Annotated in this window: 22 protein-coding genes; 11 read left to right on the top strand and 11 right to left on the bottom strand. The window is 70.6% G+C overall.

The features are described from left to right. Positions 1-154: 154 nt before the first annotated feature. Both ACFVIU_RS10085 and ACFVIU_RS10080 read right to left on the bottom strand, forming a co-directional pair. Entirely contained in the window at positions 155-451 is a 297-nt protein-coding gene (locus ACFVIU_RS10085; RefSeq protein WP_385841770.1) for a (2Fe-2S)-binding protein, read from the bottom strand. Between the two features lie 40 nt (positions 452-491). After that, a complete protein-coding gene (locus ACFVIU_RS10080) occupies positions 492-653 on the bottom strand; it encodes a hypothetical protein (RefSeq protein ID WP_385841769.1) in 162 nt (53 codons plus the stop codon). 104 nt (positions 654-757) lie between these two features. Between ACFVIU_RS10080 and ACFVIU_RS10075 the strand changes: the two genes are divergently transcribed. Beyond that, entirely contained in the window at positions 758-1,771 is a 1,014-nt protein-coding gene (locus ACFVIU_RS10075; RefSeq protein WP_385841768.1) for a helix-turn-helix transcriptional regulator, read from the top strand. 21 nt (positions 1,772-1,792) lie between these two features. On the opposite strand, the gene ACFVIU_RS10070 is transcribed toward ACFVIU_RS10075, so the two are convergent. The 9 genes from ACFVIU_RS10070 to ACFVIU_RS10030 form a co-directional block, all read right to left on the bottom strand. Next, positions 1,793-2,815, bottom strand: coding sequence for a LuxR C-terminal-related transcriptional regulator (locus ACFVIU_RS10070; protein ID WP_385841767.1), 1,023 nt, complete (start codon positions 2,813-2,815; stop codon positions 1,793-1,795). A 212-nt stretch (positions 2,816-3,027) separates the two neighbouring features. After that, positions 3,028-4,131 (bottom strand): sugar ABC transporter substrate-binding protein, encoded by a 1,104-nt coding sequence (locus ACFVIU_RS10065; RefSeq protein WP_385841766.1) that lies wholly within the window; start codon positions 4,129-4,131, stop codon positions 3,028-3,030. A 283-nt stretch (positions 4,132-4,414) separates the two neighbouring features. Beyond that, on the bottom strand, positions 4,415-6,145 hold the full coding sequence (locus ACFVIU_RS10060; protein WP_385841765.1) for a type IV secretory system conjugative DNA transfer family protein: 1,731 nt from the start codon (positions 6,143-6,145) through the stop codon (positions 4,415-4,417). An 89-nt stretch (positions 6,146-6,234) separates the two neighbouring features. Next, complete coding sequence (locus ACFVIU_RS10055; protein WP_385841764.1) at positions 6,235-8,376, bottom strand: peptidoglycan DD-metalloendopeptidase family protein; 2,142 nt, start codon at positions 8,374-8,376, stop codon at positions 6,235-6,237. A 7-nt stretch (positions 8,377-8,383) separates the two neighbouring features. Next, positions 8,384-9,052, bottom strand: coding sequence for a hypothetical protein (locus ACFVIU_RS10050; protein WP_385841763.1), 669 nt, complete (start codon positions 9,050-9,052; stop codon positions 8,384-8,386). Positions 9,053-9,254: 202 nt separating this feature from the next. Then, entirely contained in the window at positions 9,255-9,620 is a 366-nt protein-coding gene (locus tag ACFVIU_RS10045; protein ID WP_385841762.1) for a DUF4913 domain-containing protein, read from the bottom strand. Next, positions 9,617-10,627 carry a hypothetical protein gene (locus ACFVIU_RS10040; protein WP_385841761.1) on the bottom strand — a complete coding sequence of 337 codons (1,011 nt, stop codon included), beginning with the start codon at positions 10,625-10,627 and terminating at the stop codon, positions 9,617-9,619. The genes ACFVIU_RS10045 and ACFVIU_RS10040 overlap by 4 nt, the downstream gene beginning before the upstream one ends. 41 nt (positions 10,628-10,668) lie before the next feature. After that, entirely contained in the window at positions 10,669-11,286 is a 618-nt protein-coding gene (locus ACFVIU_RS10035; RefSeq protein WP_385841760.1) for a hypothetical protein, read from the bottom strand. A 42-nt stretch (positions 11,287-11,328) separates the two neighbouring features. After that, the gene (locus tag ACFVIU_RS10030; protein ID WP_385841759.1) at positions 11,329-11,838 is read right to left on the bottom strand and encodes a hypothetical protein; all 510 of its coding nucleotides are present in this window, start codon (positions 11,836-11,838) and stop codon (positions 11,329-11,331) included. Between the two features lie 317 nt (positions 11,839-12,155). On the opposite strand from ACFVIU_RS10030, the gene ACFVIU_RS10025 reads away from it, so the two are divergent. The 10 genes from ACFVIU_RS10025 to ACFVIU_RS09980 all read left to right on the top strand — a co-directional run bounded on the left by ACFVIU_RS10025 (position 12,156) and on the right by ACFVIU_RS09980 (position 24,015). Further along, the gene (locus tag ACFVIU_RS10025; RefSeq protein WP_385841758.1) at positions 12,156-13,925 is read left to right on the top strand and encodes a conjugal transfer protein; all 1,770 of its coding nucleotides are present in this window, start codon (positions 12,156-12,158) and stop codon (positions 13,923-13,925) included. 56 nt (positions 13,926-13,981) lie between these two features. After that, a complete protein-coding gene (locus tag ACFVIU_RS10020; RefSeq protein WP_385841757.1) occupies positions 13,982-14,257 on the top strand; it encodes a TrbC/VirB2 family protein in 276 nt (91 codons plus the stop codon). A gap of 96 nt (positions 14,258-14,353) precedes the next feature. Continuing rightward, a complete protein-coding gene (locus tag ACFVIU_RS10015) occupies positions 14,354-14,836 on the top strand; it encodes a hypothetical protein (protein WP_385841756.1) in 483 nt (160 codons plus the stop codon). Positions 14,837-14,872: 36 nt separating this feature from the next. Continuing rightward, entirely contained in the window at positions 14,873-17,863 is a 2,991-nt protein-coding gene (locus tag ACFVIU_RS10010) for an ATP-binding protein (protein ID WP_385841755.1), read from the top strand. A 29-nt stretch (positions 17,864-17,892) separates the two neighbouring features. After that, positions 17,893-18,519 carry a hypothetical protein gene (locus tag ACFVIU_RS10005; RefSeq protein ID WP_385841754.1) on the top strand — a complete coding sequence of 209 codons (627 nt, stop codon included), beginning with the start codon at positions 17,893-17,895 and terminating at the stop codon, positions 18,517-18,519. Between the two features lie 52 nt (positions 18,520-18,571). Next, positions 18,572-20,872 carry a hypothetical protein gene (locus ACFVIU_RS10000; RefSeq protein ID WP_385841753.1) on the top strand — a complete coding sequence of 767 codons (2,301 nt, stop codon included), beginning with the start codon at positions 18,572-18,574 and terminating at the stop codon, positions 20,870-20,872. Between the two features lie 36 nt (positions 20,873-20,908). Further along, on the top strand, positions 20,909-21,538 hold the full coding sequence (locus tag ACFVIU_RS09995; protein WP_385841752.1) for a hypothetical protein: 630 nt from the start codon (positions 20,909-20,911) through the stop codon (positions 21,536-21,538). 25 nt (positions 21,539-21,563) lie between these two features. Beyond that, positions 21,564-22,187, top strand: a complete 624-nt coding sequence (locus ACFVIU_RS09990) for a hypothetical protein (RefSeq protein WP_385841751.1) — start codon at positions 21,564-21,566, stop codon at positions 22,185-22,187. Then, a complete protein-coding gene (locus tag ACFVIU_RS09985) occupies positions 22,184-23,407 on the top strand; it encodes a hypothetical protein (protein WP_385841750.1) in 1,224 nt (407 codons plus the stop codon). Before ACFVIU_RS09990 ends, ACFVIU_RS09985 begins: the two co-directional genes overlap by 4 nt. After that, positions 23,404-24,015 carry a hypothetical protein gene (locus tag ACFVIU_RS09980; RefSeq protein WP_385841749.1) on the top strand — a complete coding sequence of 204 codons (612 nt, stop codon included), beginning with the start codon at positions 23,404-23,406 and terminating at the stop codon, positions 24,013-24,015. The genes ACFVIU_RS09985 and ACFVIU_RS09980 overlap by 4 nt, the downstream gene beginning before the upstream one ends. The last annotated feature ends 29 nt before the right edge of the window (positions 24,016-24,044 follow it).

The raw sequence follows: 24,044 nt of genomic DNA, 5'->3' as shown, positions 1-24,044 counted from the left end.
GTGGGTCGGTGGTGCCCGCCTCGCGGCCCCACCCCCCCCCCCAGATCCTCTCTTCACACCCCCGTGCGGGCCCCCCCCCCCCCCCACCCCCCCCCCCCCCCCCCCCGCTGCGGGGGGAAGCACCTGAGCGATCTTTTACGACGGGGGAATCGCGTCAGGCACTGCGGGGGGTGGCTGAGATGGTCGTCAGGTCGGGGTCCGTCGACTCGCACTGCCGGTGGTCCCGCTGGTCCAGGTTCACAAAGATCATTCCGTACCGGATGGCACAGCGCACCGGCTGCGGAGCACCACGCGGCTTGCGCAGGCACCGGAACGCCCGCACGTCCCCGTCCTCGTCCCGCGTGACGACGACCGGCTCACCGAACACTGTCACCATCAGCGAGTCACCACTGTGGGGGATGGCGGTGACCAGATCGATGAAGTGCCAGCCCGACCGGTAGGCGGTGGCCATTTCACGACGGAAGGAACGGTCGTCGGGTGGAGTTGTCACGTCAGCTCCCGGCTCCGTTTTCCGCCGTGTGCGCGGCTACCGTGGGCCACTCGGTGATCGCCTGAACGTCGCCCTTGACGCCGGCCACGCCGCTCAGCACACCGAGGGCAACCAGGGCGGAAAAGGCGGCGCCGAGCACCGAGCGAAGCAGTCTGTTACGCATAGTCGGCTTCGTCCTCACTTGAAGGTCCCCTTTTCCCCCGTCGGGTACGACGATGGCTTATTCGGGCACGTGATGGCCACACAATCAGTGCATCATGTTCCTGCATGTTCAGGACCCTGGGGGGTGGAGATTTGTCAGCAAATCAGGGGAAATCGGGACATCCCCATGGCGTAGCCGAGTTGTGCGACGCGGGTAGTCGCCTTTACGCCACCGCCCTGCGCGCGGGACGCGTCGCCCGCGCGGACGCGGAGGACGCCCCCTGCCTGATGGAGTTCGCGCTGCTCCACCCCGATCCCGACGATCCGGCCTGGCTGCTGCCGGTGCCGCCGTCCATCGCCCTGGCCCGGCGGCTCAACCCGATCGAGCAGGAGATCACGGACCGCCGCCAGCTGTCGCTGGAACTCGCGCGTGTCTTCGAGCCATTCATGGCGCTGAGCGCGGAGACCAGCACCTCCAGCGACTACCTCACCGTGCTGGAGGGCGGCGAGCGGATCAACGCGGCGCTCAACCTGGCCACCGCCCAGGTGCAGACCGAACTGCTCACCGTCCAGCCCTCCGACCGGCTCTCCGAACACAGCCTGTTGCAGGGGCTGGAGCGGGACCGCCCGCTGCTCGAACGCGGCGTGAAGATCCGCAGCCTGTACCAGCACACCGCCCGCTACAACCCGGAGAAGCTGGCCTACGCGGCCCAGTTGTCCGGCGGCAGGGTCGAGTACCGCACCATCGACGAACTGGTCGAACGGCTCATCATCTGCGACGGCGCGGTCGCCTTCATCCCCGCCCGCGACGACCAGAAGATCGCCCTGGAACTGCGCCACCCCGGCCTGGTCCGCTACCTGGTGAAGGTCTTCGAGTACCTCTGGGCCCGGGCCGTGCCGATGAGCGCGGGCGGCCCGTACGAGACGGACTCCGACGGCATCACCGAGATCCAGCACTCCATCGCCAAACTCCTCGTCGAGGGCCATGTCGACGAGGCCATCGCCCGCCGCCTCGGCATGAACGTCCGCACCTGCCGCGCCCATATCGCCAAGCTCGCCCAGGCCCTCGGCAGCGGCAGCCGCGCCCAACTGGGCTACCTCATCGCCCAGTCGGGCATCCTGGACCGGGACGGCCCCTGAGGCGGCAGCGGACCGGGTCGGCTAGCGGATGCTCGGCGTCTGCTGGTCCGGGCTGGTGAGGCGGCTGCCGTCCAGGCCCACCTGGGCGATCCGGACGCCGAGTTGGGTACGGCTGGCCGCGCCCAGGGTCTCCGACAGCCGGGCGATGTGCGCGCGGCAGGTGCGGACGCTGATGCCGAGGCGTTCGGCGATCACCGCGTCCTGGTGGCCCTCGGCGAGCAGCGCGGCGATGGACTGCTCGCGGTGCGAGATGCCCTCGATGCCGGTGTCGGGCAGCGGCGCGGTGAGCGGGATCGCGAGCCGCCACAGGCGCTCGAAGACGGTCACCAGATAGCCGACCAGGGCCGGGTGGCGCAGCTCCAGGGCCATCGTGCGGTCGGTGTTGGCGGGGATGAAGGCCACGGTCCGGTCGAAGAGGATCAGCCGGTCGATCACCTCGTCCAGGGTGCGGGCCTCGACCGCGTCACCCATCAGCTCCAGGTAGTTCAGCAGGCCCTGGCCGTGCCGGGCCACATGCGTGTACAGGTCCCGCATGTGCACCCCGCGGCCGCGCAGCGCCAGCGCCCGGTGCAGCCCCTCGGTCAGCTCGGCCTCCCGCCGGATGCCGCCGGGCTGCACGGTGAGCACCTCGGTGGTGCACGCCTCGGTCGCCTCGTCCATCGCGGCCTGGATCCGGGACAGCCCGTCCAGGACCCGGATGGAGCTGCCCTCGGCGGGTGCGGTCACCGCGTTCAGCTGCCGGCCGAGGCCCGCGTACCAGTCGAAGGCGGCCACCGCCGAGCCCACCCGTCGCTGGCTCGCGCTGACCTCGTCGTAGACCCCGCGCAGCAGCCGGGTCATCACCTCCTGCGGGGAGGTGGGCACCAGCCAGTCCATGTCGTCGGGGTCGGGGTGCAGCAGGGCCAGTTCCAGCAGGCAGGGCACCGGTTCGGCGTCCGTGCGCGGCACCCGGCCCCGGCGTACGGCCCGCGCGTACACACGGTCCCCGGCCGCGCACAGCCGGTCGGCGCCGTGTGGATGCTCCTCCGTCCCGCGCCCGGCCATCGCCCATCCCACCCCCGGTGTGCTGCCACTTCCGCAGCGCAACTATGCGCGGCGCCGACCCGGTCCGCAACACGGCTCGTCCGGGGCGGACCAGCGAGTTGCACCGGTATGCCCCGATTCGCTCCAGGCTTCGCCCCGCGCGGGACAGCCCTCGCGGACAGCCCTCGCGGGACGGGAGGAGCCGGCGCACCGGCGGGTCGGCGTCGCGGGTGTTACTTCAGGCCGATCGTGGCGCACGCCGCCCGGTACTTGGCGGTGCAGATCTCGTCGACGGTGTAGATGCCGTCCTCGATGACCGTGTTCTTGATGGTGCTCTTGGTCAGCGCGCTCACGGAGACCAGCTTGGCCGGGATGTCCTTGTTCGTCGGGCTGTCGACCTTGTCCTGGGTCAGCGCGTCGAACTGGATGTCCTTGCCCTGCACCTTGGCCACGGCCATCTGCGCGGCGGCCTCGGCCTCGTCCGGGTAGGACTTGTAGACGCTCATGTACTGCTCGCCGGCCACGACCCGCTGCACGGCGTCCAGTTCGGCGTCCTGGCCGGTGATCGGCGGCATGCTGGTGACACCGGCGGCCTTGAGGGCCTTGATGACGCCGCTCGCCATGCCGTCGTTGGCGGCGTAGACACCGGCGATGTTCGCCTTGCCGATCTGGGCGATCGCCTCGGTCATCTTGGCCTCGGCGTTCTCCGGCTTCCAGTCCTTGATGTCGTAGCTGTCCGCGATCGTCACCTTGCCGTTCAGCTCGGACAGCGCGCCCTGCTTGAACTGCTTGGCGTTGGGGTCGGTCGGCGAGCCGTTCACCATGACGATCTTGTCCGTCAGGGAGGCGCCGCCGATCGCCGCCAGCAGGGTGCGGCCCTGCACCTCGCCGACCAGCTCGTTGTCGAAGGAGATGTAGGCGTCGATCGGTCCCTCGGCGAGGCGGTCGTACGCGATGACCGGGATGCCCGCGTCCTTGGCCTTCTTCACCTCGCCGGCGATGGCGTGCGAGTCGACGGCGTCGAGCAGGATGACGTCGACCTTGTCGTCGATCATCTTCTGCATCTGCTCGGCCTGCTGCGAGGGGGACGCGGCGGCGTTCTCGTAGGCGACCTTGCCCTGCTTGCGGGTGAGTTCGGCCACCTTCTGCTTGATGATGGGGTAGTCGAACTTGTCGTAGCGGGAGTTGGTCTTCTCCGGCAGCAGCAGCCCCACGGTGACGTCGTCGCCCTTCGAGGGGCTCGCGCTCGCGCCGCCCCCGGTCGCGTTCAGCATGCCGCAGCCGGCCAGCGAGAGGGTCATCGTGGACGCGGCCACGGATATGGCGATACGACGCATTCGGGGGCTCACTTCAGGTGCGATCCGGACGTGGGTGCTGCTATACGACCCAGGTGTCTGAAAAGACAACGCGGAGCGCCCACCCGGCGTCAAGAAGAACCACTTAACGAAAGCGCAACATCACCCTCCGCTTCCCCCGTGAAGGCCCTGGAGACCCCCGCAAATTGGCCTTCAAACGCCCTTTACGGACCCTTCACCGGAGCACACCGACCTCGCACATGCGACCGAACATTCCCGGCCAGCCGAGACCTCGTCACCGGCCGGCCGGGCAGGGGCGCACGGGTTACCGCGCCCCCGGGTCGTACTTGCGCAGGGAGGCCTGGACCTCGGCCGCGTACGGGCCCTCCCACCAGGGGATCGTCTCGACCAGCACCGGCTTGGTGCCGGAGGCGAGGACCAGGGCGCGGCCGGGGGGCATGGCGCCGAGGTCGGAGACCTGGAGCACCCGCTCACGGCGGACCGACTCGCTGACCGTGCGGTTGCCGGACCAGCCGTAGGACTCCGACTCCCGGCTGGTCTGGTACTCGCGCAGTTCGAACTCGCCCGCCAGCTCGCTGAGGTCGCCCAGGAAGCGGGTGTCGGAGACACCGCCGCCGTACACCCGGACGTTCGCCGCGGACCACAGCTTCTCCATGCCGCGCTCGCCCCACACCTCGATGCCCTGCGCCCAGGACTGGAGGATCGTCATCAGGATGATGCCGCGCGAGCCGTAGTGCGAGTACAGGTCGGGCAGGGAGCGCCAGCGGCACACGTTGGCGGCCTCGTCCAGCACGCCCACCAGGGGCAGCGGGAGCCGGCCGCCGCGCTGGGTGGTGGCGTACTCCTCCGCGGCCTCGACGACGGCCACGGTCAGCGCCGTCACCAGCGGACCGGCCGAGTCGCGCCCCTCACGGGACAGCGAGTACAGGGTGCCGCCGGTGCGCACGAAGGCGTGCGGGTCGAACTCCGGGGCGCGCGGATCCGCGGGCGGCGTCACCCAGCGGTTGACCTCGGGGTTGATCAGGCAGGACGCCATCTGCTGGGCCACGCCGTAGATACCGCTGCGCTGCTTGTCGGGGGCGGTGATGACACCGTTCAGCCCGTCGGCGGCCATGGTGTGCCCGGCCGAGCGCAGGATCCGCTCCGGGGTGTCGTCCTTGGGGTTGGACAGCCAGGTGTAGATCTGCGTGATGGGCGCCTTGGCGCAGGCGGCCGCGAGCAGCAGGTTGGCCAGCAGGTCCTGGCCGGCCGGGTCGAAGAAGGCGTCGGTGGAGGCGTTCGCGTCCCGCGACCCGGACGCGAAGTGGTCGGCCATCTTGCGGGCCTTGGCGACGTCGGTGACGTACGACAGCGGGTTCCACCACCAGCTCGGCGCCTCCGCCGCGACCTGCTGCGGGTCGAACACCCACACCGGGCCGCGCGCGGCGCGCGGGCCGCGGGTGGCGTCCACGATGTCCCGCTTGTTGGAGGTGACGAGCACCGCGCCCGGGCCGTCCAGGATCGCCGGGATCGCCCGCCGCGTGGTCTTACCGGTGCGCGGCCCCCAGATGTCGACGTGCATGTCCTCGTACGAACCGAACAGCGGCTGGCGGCCCTTGACCGAGCGGCCGATGAACACGCCCGGCGTCTTCGCCTGCACGCCGAGCCGCTCGGCGGTGGCCGCCGCGCCCTTCATCGTCAGCTTGCCCAGCTCCTCGCCCTTGGCCAGGTGCTGGGCGGCGCCGTCCACATCGGGCTTGTTCCGCAGCCGCTGCCGGATCCGGTAGCCGGCCAGCAGGACGACACCGAGCAGCACGGCCTCACCGGCCGCGACCGCGCTGGCCGCCGAACCGGGCCAGCGGTAGTCGCCCTTGACCATCGCCACCAGGAACGACAGCGGGTTGCCGGGCGGTTCGGGGGCGTGGTCGAAGGACGCGCCCAGCTTGGCGGCCAGCCAGGCACCGCCGACGGCCAGCAGCACGATCGCGATGAGCAGGACGATCTCCATCGTCCAGTCGTCCTCGGCGCGGGGCTTCTTCTGCTGTTCTGCGGTCACCCGCGGGATCCTTTCTGGGGTGCGAAGACGAAGAGGTCGCGGCCGGCCAGGAAGCTTCCGCCGTCAGTGGTGACGTTTTCGGCCACCACTCAGGCTCCCTTTTCCTTGCCGTTGCCGTTGGTCTCCACGGGGTCGGTGCCCTGGGGGATCGGCACCCGGTACACGCCGGTGATCTGGGCCTGGTAGTCCCACTTGCTGAACTCGACCGTCTTGCCGGGCCGCGGAGCGTGGATGATCGTGTGGCCCTTGGGGTCCCAGACCAGGCCGACGTGACCGGAGCGGCCGCCGCCCTCCGGGTGGAAGAAGATCACGTCACCGGGCTGCGCCTTGTCCAGCGGCACCTCGTACTTGCTGAGGTACGGCTGCTGGTCGTACGTCGTGCTGCCGATGTCGATCTTCCCGCCGCTGGCCATGTAGTACGCCCACTCCGTGAAGCTGGAGCAGTCGAAGCTGGTCGGGTTCTGGCCCTGGAGGCGCGGGGCGCCGTACACGTAGGGCACGCCGATGCCGCGCTGGGCCCAGCCGAGGACCGCCCGGATGACCGGGTCGTCGGCGTCCGGGATGACCCCGGAGGCGCCGGCGCCGTCCGGCGGGACGTTCGCCCCACTGCCGCCCGCGGCACAGTCGGCGTACTGGCCGTCACGGCTCTTGCCGGAGCCGTTGCCGTTGTCGGAGCCCCCGGGCACGGTGCCGTAGTCCGGGTTGGCCGTGATCCGGCCCTTCATCCACTCCACCGGGTCGACCATGCCCGGCCCCTGGTCCTGGCCCGCGACGAACGGGTTGTCGACACCGGGGACCCGGACCTCCCAGTGCAGATGGGGGCCGGTGACATTGCCGGTGGAGCCGACCGTGCCGATCAGGTCGCCGCGCTTGACGGACTGGCCCATGGACACCTTGATGGTGGTCTGGTGGGCGTAGAGCGTGATGACGCCGCCGTCGTGCTCCAGCTCGGTCATGTTGCCGTACGCGCCGCCCGGGCCCGCGTGCACGACCTTGCCGTCGGCGGGGGCGTAGATCGGGGTGCCGGCGGACGCCACCAGGTCCTGGCCGGTGTGGTAGCCGAGGCTCCACATGTTGCCGCGCTGGTGGTAGGGCGTGCCGAGGGTGTAGGTGCCCTCCTTCATCGGCCACTGCCAGTCCTTGCCGCCGGTGGAAGGCTGCTTGGCCTGCGGGAAGGCGGCCGGGAGAACACCGGTGGAAGCCGGGAGGACATCGGTGGAAGCCGGGAGCACATCGGTGGAATAGGCCGCCGGGGCCATGGCCGTCGTGGTCGTGGCACCGCTGTCGGCCAGCGGCGGGGTCGACCAGGAGCGGGGCGTGCTGGCGGCGATCTTGAGCGCTTGGTCCGGCTGGGCGTTGTTGTCGACCGGCTCGGGAATGTCCGCCCTCTGGCCCAGGGTCGGGAAGGACGGGTTCTTGTCGATGGTGGCCTTCAGGTGCGCGTACCAGCGCTCGATCAGGTCCTTGTCACCGGTGAGCACACCGCGGTAGCGGGCGGCCTGAGTGAGGACGACGCGTGGGTAGACGGTGTTGGAGGCGGTGGAACCCGAGTAGGACAGCAGCGCCTGCCAGGGGTGCGCCTCGGCGTGCAGGGCGTGCAGGTAGTTGGCCGCGCCCCAGGCCGCGTCGTCGACGTTGTACAGGTCCTTCTTGCCGTCGTTGTTGCCGTCCGCGCCGTACTCGCTCCAGGCGGGGTGGCCGAACTGGAGGATGCCCATGTAGCCGAGGGAGTTGGCGCCGCCCGGCGCGGCCGAGGGGTCCTGGCCGTACTTGGTCTCCTGGTACATCTGCCCGGCGATGAGGGTCCAGTCGAGGCCGTCGTAGCGGGCGGCGGCGCGCATGGCAGCCAGGATCATCCGCGGCGGTACCTCGGCCCGGGCGGTGTCGCTCGGCATGTACATCTTGCCGGCCGGCATGATCGGATTGGTGGCTGCCGCGTCACCGGTGTTGCCCGCGTTGGCGTTGTCGCCGTAGTCGGAACAGGCGGCGTTCGTCGCCCCGTTGCCCACGCCGCCGACCATGCCGCCGATGAGCAGCAGCACGAGGAAGATGACGGACACAGCGGCAAGGCCGCCACCGCCGCCGAGGATCATCCAGATCTTGAAGCCGTTGTCCTTCTTCCCACCGCCGGATCCGCCGGCAACCCCTTGTCGGCGCTGAGCGGACTGCTTGGCCTTCTTGGCAGCCTTGGCGGCCTTCTGGGCGGCCACGAGTACGGCGGGTGCCACCATGCCGGACTCACTCCCCCGACTCGTCGGAGGCGCCGACGTCACCGAGCCCGAAGATGTTGAACCCATTGACGAGCCACTGCCCGCCGTTCTCCTTTGCGGACACCAGCCACTCGGTGGACTCGGTGGTGGACTTGCCGGAGGTGACGCGCGTGGTGGTCACCTTCACCAGGCTGGAGATGGTACGGCCGCTCCCCCGTACCAGGTCGTCCGAGATCACGGCGTCCCGCTCCACCACCGCGGTGCCCTTCGACGAGCAGCTCCCGGCCTTGCACTCGGCCCAGGTCTTCCCGCTCGGCAGAGCGGTCAACTGCTTCATCTGAAGCTCGCCGGTGGTCAGCTCGAGCAGGGGCGGGCTCCATGACGCCGTGCTGCTGTTGTGGTCATAGGTGTTCAGGCCGGCCATGTACTGGGTCATGACCGCATGGGCCTTGGCGAGTTCGGCCAGCGAGACGATCGGGGTGGCTGCGGGCGCACCCGGCCGGCCGGCACTGCCACTCGTGCTGCCGTCCCCCTGGTCCGCCGGGGCGGAGGCCGAAGGCGTCGTTCCGCTGCTGCCGCTCGTCTCCTCGTTGTCCCCGCTGAAAAAGGTCAACACAGCGAGCACGGCGACCAGCAGGACGCCGAGCACCGCAAGGGCCAGCAGTGCCGCGCGCTTGTTCTCCGCAGGCAACTCCACGTCTCCGCGTCTCCCTTGTCCTGATCCGACCGGCGTTACGGGGGATGACCGGGACACGGTAGGTGGCGGCGGAGCGGCGGGGGTGCGGGGAATTCCCCACGGGAAAACCCCGGGAAAGCAGGACGGAAAGCCAGGAAACCCGGGGACGGCCTCCGGGCAAGTCCCCGATCAGGGCAAGTCCCCGGTCAGGGCGAGGACCGGATCAGGCCGGGCGCGGGTCCACCGGCAGCGGGTCGAACGGGTACGCCGTATGGCCGCCCTTCGGCGAACAGGCCGCGAACGGGCCGCCGTCGGGATCCATGAGGACCCGCAGATGCGGGTCGGCGTGGTGCAGCCACCACGTGGACATCCCGAGCGCCGGGTCCTGGCGCAGATGCTCCCAGGCCAGCCACAGCGCGGACAGCCGCGCGCCCGCCTCCGGGTGCTCCCACCAGCTGGGGCACCAGGTGGTCGAGGAGCCGTTGACCCGGCGGCGGATCATCTGGGCGAGGTAGTCGGAGACGAAGGCGTACACGTCCGGGAAGTAGAACTGCGGCTCTTCCTCGGCCTGTTCGGCGGGTGTGGTCATCGCTCCACTCCTGTGGGCTGCTGTACGGCTGCGGGAGGCGGCAGGGTGAGGGCCGCGGCCGGGTTGATGACACCGTGCTGGGAGGCCGGAGCACGCGCGGCGGCGGGCATCGCGACCGGCCGGATCTTCACCCCGGGAAGGAACTCGTTCCGCATCACCGGCGTCCGCTGCTCCCGCTGCGGGGCGGGGGCGTTCAGCTCCTCGTAGGAGTTCGCCGCACCGAGCCGTCCCAGGGCGGCCGCGTGGGTCTCCTTCAGCCGCTCGGGAACGTCCATCCCGGCCAGCTTCTGCGCGAAGTCCTTGGGCGTGGACGCCGTCGGGTCGATGTCCTCCATCCGCCACTGCGAGCGCAGGGTCTTGTCGCCGATCAGTTCGTCGATCTCCCGCGGCAGTTGCTCGTGCCGGGGCATGTCGATCGGGAACTCGATGTTCTCCTTGCCGACCTTCTCGTGGGCCAGCAGCCGGGGCAGTTCGTCGGCGCCCAGGACCGAGTCCCGGCCGATGTCGGCCGTGAACGCCACCACCGGGCCGGTCGCCGCCTCGGCGTAGCGGCCGGAGACCGTCTTCCACACCTGGTTGGACGTCTCCTCCAGCTGGGCGGCGTCCACCTGGAAGTCCTGGGCCAGCGCCTGCCGCACCGGCCCCTCGAACAGCCAGTAGGAGTCCAGCTTGCGGCCGGCCGGGGTATCCTCCAGCACCTGCATGCCCCGGGACTCGCCGCAGGCCTGGGCGAGGTAACGGTGGCCCACCTCGCGCGGCGCCCCCTCCGGCTGCGACCGCCAGGACCAGAAGGCCCGCACCTCACCGCGGTCCGCCCGGGTCACCGAGTCCTCGGCCGCGACGCCCTTGATGTAGGACAGCAGGTCCGGGGCCGCGGGCCGGCCCTGGGGATCGGCCTGTGCGGCCTCGATCTGGGCCTGCCAGTCCTGGTAGATGCGCAGGGCGGTCTCCGCGCCCTGCTCCGGAGTGCGGGGCCGTCGGCTCTGGTGCTCCTCCTCCAGTGCCATGGCCCGCTGTATCTCGCCCTGGGAGGGGGGTGCCGCCTCGTTCACGGCCGGTCACTCCCGCCGTCGACGGGCCGGTGCACCGTCAGCCAGATCATGGACCCTCCGGGCGCGGCCTGGCCCCAGGTGGGAAATGACACGGACTGGTCGAGGACGACGAAGGGCCCGTCGGCGCCGGGCCGCCAGTAGGCGAACCGGTAGGGGCGCCGGCTCCGGAGCCGGAAGTCACGGCTCGGCCAGTAACTGCCGTGCGGGGGCTCCGGGAAGTCCGGGGCGTCCCAGGGACCGGTCCACAGGGGTGCGCCGAGCACGCCGGCGGCGGCGTCCAGGTACCGCGCCCATGCGTCCGCGGCCGCGCCGATGACCTGCTCGTTGTCCGCGGGGGTCGCTGCCGCCAGGTCCCAGGCGACATGGTCGAGCCGGTCCACGGGGTTCCACTGCCCGCCGGAGCCGAAGGTCAGCCGACCGCCTGCGGCGGTCCGTACGATCAGGTTCCCCTCGGCGTTCTCGGGCTCCCAGGCGTACCGCGCACACCACTCGCGGAACGCCGGCGAGCCGCCCTGCGGCGGGCCCGCCCAGACCCACGGCCAGTCCAGGCCGGACAGCGCCGCCAACTCGGCCGCCAGATCCTGCGGTGAACGGCCCGTCTTCTCCGTCAGCATGGCGCTCCTCCCGTTTCGTCGACCACGCGGATACCCGGGCGATCAGGTCAGGACGATACCGAGCAGCAACAGCACCACCACGATGGCGCCCATCACGATCCGGGCCGTCGGGTCCTCCCGCTCCCACAGGTCGTGCACCACCGCCCAGCCGGTCAGCCGGGCCGCGCGGCCGCTCTGGAGACGGGCGGCCCTGTCCTCGGCCATCTCGTCCGGCCCCTTGGCCGTCTCCTCCTCCGGCTCCGGTTCCGCGTCCAGTCCCACCGGCAGCCCCTGCTGCTCCTGGGCCACCAGGACCATCGGCTCCAGCAGGTCGGGAATGGTGTTCGGGGTGAGTGGATAGGCGACCGTGCCGTAGGGAGTCTCCAGGCACAGGCGGGCCTGCCACGGGTCACCGGGCTCATAGCCGTCGACCCACGCCCGGGACGCCTGGAGCGCCTGCGGCACGACCGGCACGTGCGGGACCGCCGGCTGCTGTGCTGCCGCAGGCGTCTGCGGGGCGTCGGCCCAGGTGCGCGGGTCGGGGGATTGCGGGTACCCGTTCTGGTCGGTCAACTCTCGTCCTTCGCCGGGGCCGTGGGATCCGTGTGTGATGCGTGGGGCACGCCACCCGGACCTGCCCCGCGCATTGTGGTCCGAGCGCGCGCTCGGACCACCATCGGCCTTCCCGTCGCCCCCACCAGTTTTCCTGGCTGGTTTCCCACGTCACCGCCTGTCGGGAATTCGCCCCCTCCCGCCGGGAATTCCTCCCCGGCCCGGTGGACGTGTCTTTGTCACACTGCCAGCGCACCTGGCCGGTCCAGGGCCCGTCGTACGGCGCGGTCGCGCCCGCCAGGCAGACGGGGAACCGACTCGCTGGAGTAACCGACTCGATGACAGACCAGAACAGCTCTGCTGGCGCGGTCGGCGCAGGCCAGCCTTCCGGGCAGCCCGGGTCCTTCGGTGCTCCGCACGCCCCGCAGCAGGCCCAGGCCCCGCAAGCGGCATGGCCGGCGCAGGGGCAGCAGGCCCCGCAGGCCCAGCCCCAGCAGCCCCAGCCCCAGCCCCAGCCCCAGCCGATGGCCTCGGACGCTGCCCGGGCGCAGGTGGCCGCCGCCTGGGTGCGCAGCCAGCCGCGGGCCAGCCAGGCCACCGTACCGGCGCTGCCGCCGCGCGAGACCACCCCGCGGACCGAGTCGAAGAAGGAGAAGCGGGACCGGGAGCGCGCGGCCCGCAAGGCGGCGTACGAGCAGAAGAAGGCGGCGAAGCAGGGGCGCAAGAACGGCGGCGCGAAGGCACCGGCCGCCCCGGCTCCGACATCGGCTCAGGCGCCGGCCGTCCCCGTTCAGGCGCAGCCGCAGCCTTACGCACCTGCACCCGCACACGCCGCCGTGTCTTCCGCGCCCGCGCAGACGACCGCCCCGGCCGCCGCCACCTCCTCCTCCGCCTCCCCCTCGGCTTCCGCACCTGCGTCCGCTTCCATGTCCGCCTCCGCGGACAAGGCCTCCGCCACCGAGGCGGCGGCCCCCACGCCCGCCCGCGCCTTCGACGTCCCCAAGCCCGGCGGCCGTATTCCCTCCGGCGGTTCCGGCGGACGCCGTACCCATGTCGCCCTGCGCGCCACGCTCCTGGTCACCACCTGTGTACTGGCCCTCGGCTCGTGCGGCGTCATGGGCCTGATGGTGGGCGTGTCCGCCCGGACCACGAACGCCGCCCTGGACCAGTCCGACGCCGCCCGGTACCGGCTCACGGACTTCCCGGTCCAGCAGGCCGCGACCTTCGCGGAGCAGTACGCGCTGCTGTGCCTCACGTACTCCCCCGAGAAGGACTCCGACCGGCGCGACAAGCTCGCCCACTACGCTTCCGCCGGCGTCGACCCAGAGTGCGGATGGAACGGACAGGGAACCAGCACAGCCGTCTCCGCCGTCTGGGACGGCACCATCGAGGACCTGCCCGAGTACGGCGACCACGGCCGCTACCTGGGAGTCCAGGTGCGCACCGCGGACGGCACGCTGACCGAGCTGACCGTCCCGGTCTACGTCAAGGACCTGAAGTCCGGCGAGGGCATGCGCGTCGCCGGTGACGTGGGCCAGATGCCGCTGCCCGCCCGCGCCGACGCGCCGGAGGTCAACCGGAACCACGAGGTCGTGGACGACAAGCTGGCCGCCCAGCTCAAGCAGCAGGTACTGCCCGGCTACTTCACTGCCTGGGGCGCCTCGGACAGCACGGCCATGGCCCGCTTCACCGCACCCGGCGCCACCCTCGCAGCCACCTCCGGACTGGCCGGGCGGCTCTCCAACCCGAACGTCACCGACGTCGACGCCCTTGTGCCCGGCAATGTGCAGCACACCGACCCGTACACCTACCCGGACGGGCAGGAAGTCCAGTTGCGGGTCGTCGTCGAGTGGGGCGACACCAAGGGCCAGACAGTGCGCCGCGCCTACCGGATGACCGTGGTGAACACCGCTCAGGGCTGGTTCATCAAGGACATCCACGGCGGCATGCTCGATCCCCAGGGCGGCCGGGCCGACGACGGCCAGAGCGACTCCGCGGACTCCTCCGACTCCCCCAGCGGCGAGCCGTCGGCCTCCGGCTCACCGTCCCCGTCGCCCTCCGGCACCACCGTCCAGTCTTCGAAGGGCAAGCGGAACGCCGCGCACTGACGCCGTTCCGCCACCCGTTCCCAGAACCACCACGTCAGCATCCGAGAGGAATCACCATGTACCTGGCTGCCAACGGCAACAACGAACTCGACAACATGTTCACCTCGATCGAGGGGATCCTCCGTGACGCCGGCACCATGGTCGCCGTCATCGCCCTCCTCATCCTGGGCATCCGCATGCTCATGTCCATGAAGCGCGGTGACGGTATGCGCGAGGCCTTCCAGGGCTTCGGTCTGATCGCCCTCGCCGCACTGATCATCGGTGGCGCCACCGGCCTCGCCGGTCTGCTCATCAGCCTCGGCGACCAGATCGGGGGCAGCACCAAGGGCTGACCGGTCCGCCGCCCGACATAGCCCGTCCTAGCCGGCGGACGCTCGGCAGACCAAGAGCAGAGACAGCAGCCACGGCACACACGGGAGTTCGCACCGATGAACCAGGACGCTCCGGAACCGCTGGTCGCGTACGACCACACCGACCTGGTCAACCGGCCCAAGCGCATCTGGAACTGGGGCAACATCCCGCTGCCCGGCCTGCTGCTGCCCGCCCTGGGCGCGGCCTTCGGCTTCGGGCTGCTCTGGCTGGTCGCCCTGTTCTCGCTGGCGGCGTTCGTGCCCTTCCTCGGCATGTCGTTCCTGACGTCGCCGCTGTACTTCGGGCCGCCGATCGCCATCTACTTCGTCTGGGGCCGGCCCCTGCCCTCGGCGCTCACCCTCAGCCAGCAGCTGGTGGTGTGGGCCGACTGGTGGTGGCAGCCCAAGCGGTTGCAGGGCCTGGCCGCGGACCGGGAGCCGGAGGAGCTGCACTGGCAGGTGATCCTCTGGACTCCCGGCTCGCCGCGCTGGCAGGCCCGCTACGACGCCGCCCGCCAGGCCGCCGCCGAGCGCGGCACCCCGTTCTCCGCCCGCTCCTGACCGACCGATCCACGTCTACTACCGCTAGGTGACCCCATGTTCATGCTGATCCTCCTGGGCGGCGCCGTCGCCTTCTTCGTGGTCGCCATGATCATGGCGTCCTCGTCGAGCAAGAAGAAGCAGAACGGCAACGGCGGTTCCGCCGGGAACCGTTCCCGCCCGTCCTCCTCGTCGTCCGGGGCCGCGTCCGCCCGCCGCGAGGACCTCCGGCTGCCCTACCGCTACGCCGACGACATGATCTTCGTGCACGGCGACTCGGTGTGGACCGGCCTGGTGCTGCCCAACGCCATCGACGAGTACCTGAACAGCACCGAACTCCAGGCGATGGCCGAGGGCCCGGCCCGCGGTCTGCTCAACCTGGCCCGCGGTGACCGCAACGTCGAGTGCCACTACCGCAAGGTGTACCAGCCGATCACCGCGCTGACCTGGGCGGAGGAGCTGAACGCGATCGCCTGGGACCCGACCGAGAACTACAAGGCGTACAACCTGCGCAAGGCCGAGTACCAGGAGCGGATCGGCGCCAAGCGGGAGCGGAACATCCTGCTGGTGAAGCTGGGCTCGCTCAAGCGCACCAGCGGCTCCACCGGCGTGCTCGGCAAGGACGACGAGCCGTACGACGAGCCCGGACTGCTCCGGGGTGTGCGCAGCACCGCCGACCGCGCGGCGGCCACCGCGACGGGCGTCGCCGACGAGCACCTGTCCCCGTCGGTCATCGCCGAGTGGACGCAGGTCGCCGTCGAGGTGCACGAGAGCCTGGAGAACCTCAAGGGCACCCCGCTGACCCGCGAGGAACTGGTCTGGCTGATCCGCAAGCCGCTGCACGGCGATCTGCCGGTGCCGCCGGAGCCGGTGCTCGGCTCGCGCGCCTGGGGACCGGACCAGTTCGACCTGGTCGTCGACTTCTCCGGCGAGAACCGCAAGACGCACATCGTGCTGCACCAGTACGACGAGGTCACCGGCGAACGTCAGACCAGCTACACCACCACCCTGGTCGCCGCCAACTGGCCCGCGGAGACCCGCTTCCGCCAGTCCACGGCCTGGGCCCGCTACGCCGCGCAGCACGTCGACTTCCCCGTCGAGATCGACATGCGGTTCACGCTCATCCCGTACCCGAAGTTCAAGGACCGCGCCGACAAGATCCGCGGCAACCTCGTGGACGAGATGAACGACATGGCCAACTCCGGCCGCACCCCGGACACCAAGCTGGCCAACCAGGTCACCCGTGCCCAGGAGCTCGTCGACGACATCGAGGAGCACAAGATGCCGGGCATGGAGGCGCAGATCCGCTTCACCATCTCGGCACCGGACGTGAAGGAGCTGGAGCGGCGCCGGCGCGTGCTGGAGATGCAGTTCAAGCAGGACCTGAAGGTCACGCTGCTGCGCCCGACCCGGATGCAGTGGCGGCTGCTCCAGGCGCAGCTCCCCGGGGACGCGCCCAAGCTGCCGATCGCGCCGTACATCCGGCTCCAGGAGGTCGAGCAGCTCGGCGCCGGGCTGCCCACCGCCGGCACCGAGCTGGGCGACAACCCGGAGACCCGCTCCGGCAAGCGCCTGGGCTGGGTCGGCAACCTGGTCGGCTGGGCGGGCAAGATGCCGGTCCACTACTCGCTGCACGTGGGCCCGGCCCGCAACGACGGCGGTGGCCTCGCCATCGTCGGCGCGTCCGGCGGTGGCAAGTCCTCGCTGGCGCTCCAGAAGTTCTACGAGGAGTCGGAGTCGGGCGTCCGCTGCCTGGTCATCGACCCCAAGACCGACTTCGCCCAGCTGTGCTACTACCTGGCCTTCGGCTCCCAGGTGAACGACCCCGCCTTCGCCTCCGACGCCGAGGCGGGCATCCTCGGCACCCCGGACAGCCGCTTCCAGCCCCTCAACCGGGAGTTCTGGGCGGAGACCGAGGTCGTCGACCTGCTCAAGGGCCAGGCCGGCGTCCTCGACCCCTGGGTCATCGCCCGCGACGTCCCCTCCGGCCGGCTGCTGGCCGAGTCGATGCTGCGCGGCTTCCTCGGCGACGAGGACTACCAGCGGGTCCGGCTGCCCGTCATCGAGGCGATGGCGGCCGTGGTCGGCCGCTACAACTCCGCCATTCGCCAGGCCGTCGAGCAGGGCCTGTCCGCCCGCGACGCCGAGCAGCAGGTACCGCGCCCGACCCTGTGGCAGGTGGTCGACGAGGTCGTGGAGTCGTACGACCACGCGGTCTCGACCGGTGACCGCGAGGCCGCCAAGGACCTCAAGCTCGCCCAGATGCTGCTGACCGAGCTGCGCACCCTGCCCTACGCCCGGCTCGCGTTCGCGGCCGAGCCGAAGCCGCTGAGCAGCATGCGCAAGCGCCGTACGGTCATCACCCTGCGCGGTTTCCAGTCCCCCGCGGCCTCCGACCCGCGCAACTGGAACCCGGCCGAGCGCCTCGCCGCCACCGCGCTGATGGCGGTCGTGGAGCTGGGCAGCCAGATGCTGGACGTCGGCTACGAGAAGAACCCGGTCACCGGCGAGGTCGGCCTGCGCCCCAAGGCGCTCTTCGTCGACGAGGCGTACGTCGTCACCGCCACCGAGGCCGGCCGCGACCTGATGCGCCGCGCGCTCAAGCAGGGCCGCTCCTACCTGGCCGTCACCGTGCTCATCACCCAGCAGGCCATCGACCTGGTGCAGATCGAGGACTCCGAGGCGCGCAGCGGTGGCGCCAACCAGATCCACACGGTGTTCGCGTTCAAGCAGAAGTCGGCCCAGGAGGCGTCCCTGGTCGCCCCGCTGCTCGGCCGCCCCGAGGACGACCCGAAGGTGATCGCCGCCCTCCAGGAGCTGCGCACCGGTGTCTGCCTCCAGCGGGACGCCGACAAGCGGGTCGGCACGGTCGCCGTCGACCTGGTCTTCAAGGAGATCCTCGCCGCCACGGACACCAACGGCACCACCCGCCCGGCCCGCCAGGGCATCGACCCGCCGCAGAGCGTGTGGCAGTGGACCTTCCTCCAGGAGGCGGAGGAGGACCCGGCGCAGCAGGCTGCCGCCGCTGTGGAACCGGCGGCCGTGTGAACCCCCCGACCCGAAGGATCACAAGCATCATGCGCTCGCTGAAAACCCTGATCCCCGCAGCCGCTTCCGCGGCGCTGCTGGCGTCGCTGACCGGCTGCGGCAGCGGTTCCGACGACCACGCTCTGCCCAGCGCCAAGACCGTGCAGGACGTGCAGCAGTTCATCACCAAGGCGGGTCTGCCCTGCAACGACCTCAGCAACGACCCGCTCGGCGCGCCGGGGGCGCCGGCAGAGGGCTTCATCAGCCCGACGTACCACTACGACGGCTGGGACAGCGCGGACCGCAGTGCGCAGGCCAAGAAGGATGCGGCCCAGTGGTCGGTGAAGGAGGGCGCGGCCTGCGGGAAGGACAACTCCGACGCCGGAGGCTGGGTCATCTACCTGACCAAGGACATGAAGGCGTTCCAGCGGGCGTACCGGGACGACGTGCGCGCGTCGGCGCGGGACGGCGGATGGGACAACGTGGCGCGCCGTGGCACGTTCCTCGTCGGCGACAACTTCGCCGTCGATCCGTCCGCCTCCCTCCAGGACAACCCGCTCCTCAAGACGGACCTGCTGGCCCTGAACTGCTGGCCCGACCTCAAGGTCCCCAGCGGCTACACCTCGCGGCCCGCGCTCGTCGACGGGTGCGTCCTGACCAACTACGTCCCCAGCTGATCCTGCGCCCGTTCCGCTTCCCTCCCTGTCCCCGCGTCCCGAAGGATCAAAGATGCCCTCGCGCACCGCGCTGCACCGCGCCCTAGGCAAGGCAGGTGTGGTCGTCCGCGCCCTCCTCTTCGTGGCTCTGACGCTGACGGCGCTCACCCTCGCCGTGCCCTCGTCGGCGTACGCGGACTTCGCCTGCGACTTCACCGGCGACGAGAGTTACCAGCTGGACTCGCCCGGCACCAACGGCGAGGGCATCATGCCCGCGGTCGCGCAGTGGCAGAACGGAGGCGGCGCCAAGAACCTCGGTGACGAAACCGGCATGGTCAGGGGCGCCTTCGCGGTGGAGGAGGCCGACGCCAAGCACTACACGCTTTACGAGCTGGACGGCATGCGCGGCCTCAACTGGTCCATGACGTTCAAGGGCAAGGGTGACGCCTCCGAGTGGAACGGCTCGTGGGGCAGTGGCGCCGACGACTGCCAGGTCATGGCGTATGTCAACGACGGCATCGCGAACGCGGTCTTCGACGGCACGAAGACGCTCACCCGGTTCGCCATCTCCATCAAGGAGATGGCCTCCAACCCGAGCCCCTTCTCCGGTCTGTACGCCGGCCGGAACAATGTCGTGACCACCCTGCACGACAATGTGCTGGCACCCGCCGTTCCGACCATGATCCTTCTGGTCGGTCTCTGGGTGTTCACCAAGTGGCGCAAGGGCGACATGCGTGAGGTGTGGGCGGGCATCACCTGGACGGTCGTGTCCGTCATCGCCGTCATGGCGTTCCTCACCGGGCAGAACTACGACAAGTTCGTGTCCAGTTCCGACAAATGGATAGCCGAGGCCAACTCCGCGCTGGCCTCGACGGTCCTGGCCGGCGCCTCCGGCCAGATGCAGAGCCCGTGCGACCTTCCGAACAACGGCAAGGGCGAATCGGGTGCGGTGGGCATGCGGCTGTCGAGCTGCGCCATGTACGACACGCTCGCCTTCCGCCCCTGGGCCATGGGCCAGTTCGGTGAGATTGGCGCCAACTGCATCCTTCCGAAGGGCACTGGCCATGTCGAACAGAACGGAGCCTGCCAACTCAACGCCGGCCAAGCTGCGCCGGCCTGCTATTGGGGCGAGGGGGTCCGCTGTGCGGACCTCCGCGTGGCACAGGCCGCGGCCCAGTCGGTGACCAATGTCGACGGCCACCGCAAGGAGAACAAAAATCCCAACCCATGGGCCGGCACATACGGACCGTTCATCAATATCAACAAGGATCTGGCTGCCGCGAAGTTCCACGACTGGCAGCAAATCCGCATCGATATCGCCAACGGCGCGAAGAACCCGGACAAGGCGAAGTATCCGGTCGGCTTCAGCGACTGGGCCGGCCAGAACTCCTCCGAACGTGTCGGCCTGGCCTTCTACTCCCTCGTGGCTGCCTTCATCGTCGGTGTGATGGTCATCGTGCTCAGCGCCCTGACCCTCCTGTGGCACGCCGTCACCCTGATCCTGGTCATGCTGCTGCCGCTGGTGGCGACCCTGGGCATCCACCCGTCCCAGCAGAAGCTCCTGAAGAGCTGGCTGGAGACGTTCATCCACAGCTTTGTGCTCCGCGCGGGCTTCGGCGTCATCCTCACCGTGCTGCTCGTGCTGTACCAGATGATCCTGCCCGCGAAGGTCGCCCTCGGCACGCAGTTGCTGATGCTCCTCCTCGTCACCATCGCCGTCGTGATGATGCTGAAGAAGCTGCTCGCCGGTAACTTCACCCCGCAGATCGCGGGCGGCGAGGACATGCTGGGTATCCGGGACACCGCGAACGCCGTCGCGAGCAAGGCGGGAATCACGGCCCCCGCTGCCGCCGCCGGAGCGGCGCGCGCCGGTGGCCGGGTGGCGGGGTCCACCGCCAGGGGAGTGTCCTGGGCCGTCGACCGGACGGCCATCAAGGGCAAGGGCCGCGAGAAGCTCCAGAGCTGGGGCGTGCTGGGCCAGTCCAAGCGGGAGCAGCGCAAGGCGGCGTACCAGAAGGCGAAGACGGTCCAGAAGAACTACGAGGACGCCATGGAGCAGCCGCCGGCCGCGCCACCGAACCTGGAGAAGCCGGCCACCCGCCGGCCCAGCGGCCGGATCAGCGCCTCCACGGCCGGAAAGGCGCCCCAGCAGACCACGGCACCGGAGCCGCGCCAGGCCCCGGCCCAGCAGCCGGCCGCCCCGGCCCCGGCTCCCCAGCCGCAGCCGCAGCCCCAGCCGCCGGCACCCCGGCCGCAGCCGGCAGCGCCCCGGCCCCAGCCGCCCGCTCCGCGCCCCCCGGCGCCCGAGCCGCCGTCCGCGCCGCACATGCCGCCGCCCCGCGACCCCCGCGACCCGCGCGGCCGCACCCAGTAGCCCGCCCCGCCGCCACCACCGAGAAGGAGCAGCCCGATGCCCGCCCTGACCGCCGACCGTTCGCCTGAGCAGCTGGTCGCGGAACTGGAACGCCTCATCGAGGTGTACTGGCCCACCGTGTGGGCGGGGGTCCCGAAGGACGCCGGGAAGCGGGCCTCCTGGTGCGCCGGGTTCGGCTGGCGCCCGCTGTGGTTCCAGGCCGGGCAATGGGTCCGCACGGCACCGGGCGGCCGTCTGCACCTGGCCTCGGCCGCCCCCGGCCGTCCCGTCACCCGGATCGAGCACGCCCTGTGGTCGGTACGCGCCAACGGGACGGCGGAGAACGGTGCCGTGACCGCCCTCGCGGCCCAGCGCTGGCCCGCCTATCTCGCTGCCACACAGGCGACACTGGGCGCGCCCACCTGGTCCGGCGACTGGGACACGGCCGGCTTCCCCGACCCGCCCGGCACCGGCTACTGGGGCGACGCGGAATGGCGGGCGGAACACCGGGATCCCTATCGACTGGCGATCTGGTCGTTTCGTACACCGGGAGCGCCTCTGTTCGCGCTGAAGGCGCGCCTCTCCGCAGGCACGGCGACGAACTGGGGGCCCGGCAGTGCAACGATCTCCCTGACCTGCCACGGTCCGGCCGGCTCCGAGGGCGACGGCCCCGGCTGGCTGCTGTGACGAACGACGAGACGAGAGACTGACCATGGGGCTGACAACAGGACGCGCGGACCGCACTCCTCAGGAGCTGGTGACCGAGCTGCGGGGACTCGCCGACGTGGACTGGCCGATCGTCTGGGCCGGCCCGCCCCTGCCGGGCCAGGGCCTGGACCTTTGGTGCGCCCAGCACGCATGGACGCCGCTGAGCTTCGAACGCGTCCTTCAGGTACGCACCGACACCGGCGGCGAACTCGTCCTCAACGCCTCGGGAGGCCGCTGGGCACCCGTGGACTCGGTCAGCCACTGGGTGTGGGGAGCCGGGGCCGAGAAGGCCGAGGACAACCCCACGGTGCTGGAGACGGCCGACCGGGCGTGGCCGCTCTACCTGACGGCGGCCTGCTCCGTGCTGGGGGAACCGACGTGGGAGGGGACCTGGGAGGCCGAGGACTTTCCCGACACGCTCGGTGGCCTCGAGCTCGCCGATCCGGAGGACCGCCTCGATGAGCGGGACCCGTACCGTCTTGCCTACTGGCTGCCCCGGTCGGGCACGGGACCGCTCGTCGTCATGGCCGTCGCCCTCGCGGTGGGAACTGCACACGCCGAATGGGACGGCGCCGCGAACATGTCCGTGACCTTCCGTCCGCGCCCGGTTGAGCTGGAGGCGATGTGAGCACACCGCTGATTCCGGAGGACGTGGAAACCCTCGCCGTACAGCTCGCCAACGAGGAGGCCAAACGCGCCGCGGACGCCCGCTCTCCCAAGGGCAGCAAGGCCATAGCCAAGCGCCTGCGGGCGGAGGCCGCCGCCAAGGGTATGCAGGTCAAGGAGTACATCGAGGCCCTGACCAAGAACTCCGAGGGGGTCAGGGCGCCCGAGGGGACTTCCCCCACCAGCGCCCTCTGGTCGTACGGCATCGAGCACCCCGACGCGCCCCTCAACAGCTGGGACCAGCACTTCCTCGACAACCGGTACATCGCCGAAGCCTGGGCCCAGATCCAGAACGGGACGAGCCCCGGTTCGGCCCAGACACTGGAAACCACCGCGGGTGGCCGCGCGCTCAACGCCATGTACCTGTGGGAATCGGAGGTGCTCGAGGCTCTCGGCGGAGCCGAAAAGGGCTTCACCATCGACTGGACCCGCGAGTGCTGGGGCACCATCTCCGAGACCTACGCCGCCGAGGCGAAGGGTCCGGTCGTCGTCTTCGCCCAGTACGCCGACACCCGTTCCATCCTCTACAAGCGTGAGCTGCCCACCCTGCACGCAAATCCCGATGTCGGCCTGGACGGCATCAACTTCGCCTACGAGGCGCCGGTTACCTGGCCGGAGCAGACGCGGACCGAGCTCGGCAGCAACGCGGCCCGTGCCCAGCTCCAGTTCAACGACCCTACGGCGGCTCACTACATCGACCCTGAGACGTACCCGGACCAGGACCCCGAGCAGCGCAGGGCCGCCGTGGAGGCGGAGTTCACCTCGGTGGCGAACGAGCGCGCCGAACGCGCGGCTGAGAAGAAGGCGCGGGAAGCGGCTGAACGTTCGACCGAGCAGACATCCGAGCAGACTGCGGAACAGTCGGCCGAACAGACCGCAGAGCAGACCGCAGAACAGACGACCGAGGCGGAGGCGGCCCCGCCGAACGCTGAGATCACGGAAGTCACCGAGGTCACCGCGGAAAGCGAGGTCACCGAGGTCACCGAGGTCACCGAGGTCACCGAGACCAAGCATCAGGTCCCGGAACAGACGGCCGCGCCGACGGTCTCCGTCCCGCTGTGGCAGCTCGGATTCCGCCCCAAGCCCGTACCCATGAAAGCCGCTTCCTACGACGCCGCGACCTCACCGGCACCCCCGGCCCCGGGTCTGGAGCAGCAGAACACAGGAGCTGAGTTGGGATGAGTACGACGCCGCTGTCAGGTCTGCGCCGCTTCCTCCGCCAGGACAAGAACGACACCTGGGCCGTCCGTCTGCTGCCCCGCATCGTCTTCGGCCTGGCCGCCGCCTACACACTGGTCGCCATCGCGGCCCAGAGCGGCTCCTCCTTCATCACGGTGTGCACCCTGCTGGTGCTCGGCGCGATCGTCTGGCTGCTGCGTCGCCGGGGGCAGCTGCTGCTGGCCCTGGGTTCGACCATTCTGACGGCCGCGGTGGCGGGTTATCTTTCCGCCGCCGGTGAGAGCGCGCGCGGCGCCGCGAGTGCCGTCCTCACCGGCCAGGCCGTCTTCGGCTACTGGGCGCTCGCCGGGATGGCGCTGCTCGGTGCGTGGATGGTGAAGGAGCACCCGGGACGACGCGGGGTGACGGTCGTACTCGCGGATGCGGTCCTCGTCGTCGCCTCCGTCATCGGAATGTTCGCGCCGCAGGCCGGCGTCCCGATCGGGTTCGTCGGCCTCCTCGCGGTGCTGGCGCTGCGCGGCGGTACAGCGAAGGCACTGCTCACACGGGTGCGCAAGAGGGCGCTTACCGGCAAACGGCGCATCAGGGTACGTAGAGGCAGTGGTGGTTGACACCGCTGTGAACGTTTCGTCGCGTCACT

The organism is Streptomyces sp. NPDC127190 (assembly GCF_042672505.1).
Lineage (GTDB): Bacteria > Actinomycetota > Actinomycetes > Streptomycetales > Streptomycetaceae > Streptomyces.
The sequence above is the reverse complement of the archived record's forward strand: the minus strand, read 5'-3'. Positions and strand labels throughout refer to the sequence as shown.

What these genes read in the sequence shown, in the direction of transcription:
- ACFVIU_RS10085 (WP_385841770.1), bottom strand. Translation starts at nt 451, where the DNA reads ATGGCCACCGCCTACCGGTCGGGCTGGCACTTCATCGATCTGGTCACC.
- ACFVIU_RS10080 (WP_385841769.1), bottom strand. Translation starts at nt 653, where the DNA reads ATGCGTAACAGACTGCTTCGCTCGGTGCTCGGCGCCGCCTTTTCCGCC.
- ACFVIU_RS10075 (WP_385841768.1), top strand. Translation starts at nt 758, where the DNA reads ATGTTCAGGACCCTGGGGGGTGGAGATTTGTCAGCAAATCAGGGGAAA.
- ACFVIU_RS10070 (WP_385841767.1), bottom strand. Translation starts at nt 2,815, where the DNA reads ATGGCCGGGCGCGGGACGGAGGAGCATCCACACGGCGCCGACCGGCTG.
- ACFVIU_RS10065 (WP_385841766.1), bottom strand. Translation starts at nt 4,131, where the DNA reads ATGCGTCGTATCGCCATATCCGTGGCCGCGTCCACGATGACCCTCTCG.
- ACFVIU_RS10055 (WP_385841764.1), bottom strand. Translation starts at nt 8,376, where the DNA reads ATGGTGGCACCCGCCGTACTCGTGGCCGCCCAGAAGGCCGCCAAGGCT.
- ACFVIU_RS10045 (WP_385841762.1), bottom strand. Translation starts at nt 9,620, where the DNA reads ATGACCACACCCGCCGAACAGGCCGAGGAAGAGCCGCAGTTCTACTTC.
- ACFVIU_RS10040 (WP_385841761.1), bottom strand. Translation starts at nt 10,627, where the DNA reads ATGGCACTGGAGGAGGAGCACCAGAGCCGACGGCCCCGCACTCCGGAG.
- ACFVIU_RS10035 (WP_385841760.1), bottom strand. Translation starts at nt 11,286, where the DNA reads ATGCTGACGGAGAAGACGGGCCGTTCACCGCAGGATCTGGCGGCCGAG.
- ACFVIU_RS10025 (WP_385841758.1), top strand. Translation starts at nt 12,156, where the DNA reads ATGACAGACCAGAACAGCTCTGCTGGCGCGGTCGGCGCAGGCCAGCCT.
- ACFVIU_RS10020 (WP_385841757.1), top strand. Translation starts at nt 13,982, where the DNA reads ATGTACCTGGCTGCCAACGGCAACAACGAACTCGACAACATGTTCACC.
- ACFVIU_RS10015 (WP_385841756.1), top strand. Translation starts at nt 14,354, where the DNA reads ATGAACCAGGACGCTCCGGAACCGCTGGTCGCGTACGACCACACCGAC.
- ACFVIU_RS10010 (WP_385841755.1), top strand. Translation starts at nt 14,873, where the DNA reads ATGTTCATGCTGATCCTCCTGGGCGGCGCCGTCGCCTTCTTCGTGGTC.
- ACFVIU_RS10005 (WP_385841754.1), top strand. Translation starts at nt 17,893, where the DNA reads ATGCGCTCGCTGAAAACCCTGATCCCCGCAGCCGCTTCCGCGGCGCTG.
- ACFVIU_RS10000 (WP_385841753.1), top strand. Translation starts at nt 18,572, where the DNA reads ATGCCCTCGCGCACCGCGCTGCACCGCGCCCTAGGCAAGGCAGGTGTG.
- ACFVIU_RS09995 (WP_385841752.1), top strand. Translation starts at nt 20,909, where the DNA reads ATGCCCGCCCTGACCGCCGACCGTTCGCCTGAGCAGCTGGTCGCGGAA.
- ACFVIU_RS09990 (WP_385841751.1), top strand. Translation starts at nt 21,564, where the DNA reads ATGGGGCTGACAACAGGACGCGCGGACCGCACTCCTCAGGAGCTGGTG.
- ACFVIU_RS09980 (WP_385841749.1), top strand. Translation starts at nt 23,404, where the DNA reads ATGAGTACGACGCCGCTGTCAGGTCTGCGCCGCTTCCTCCGCCAGGAC.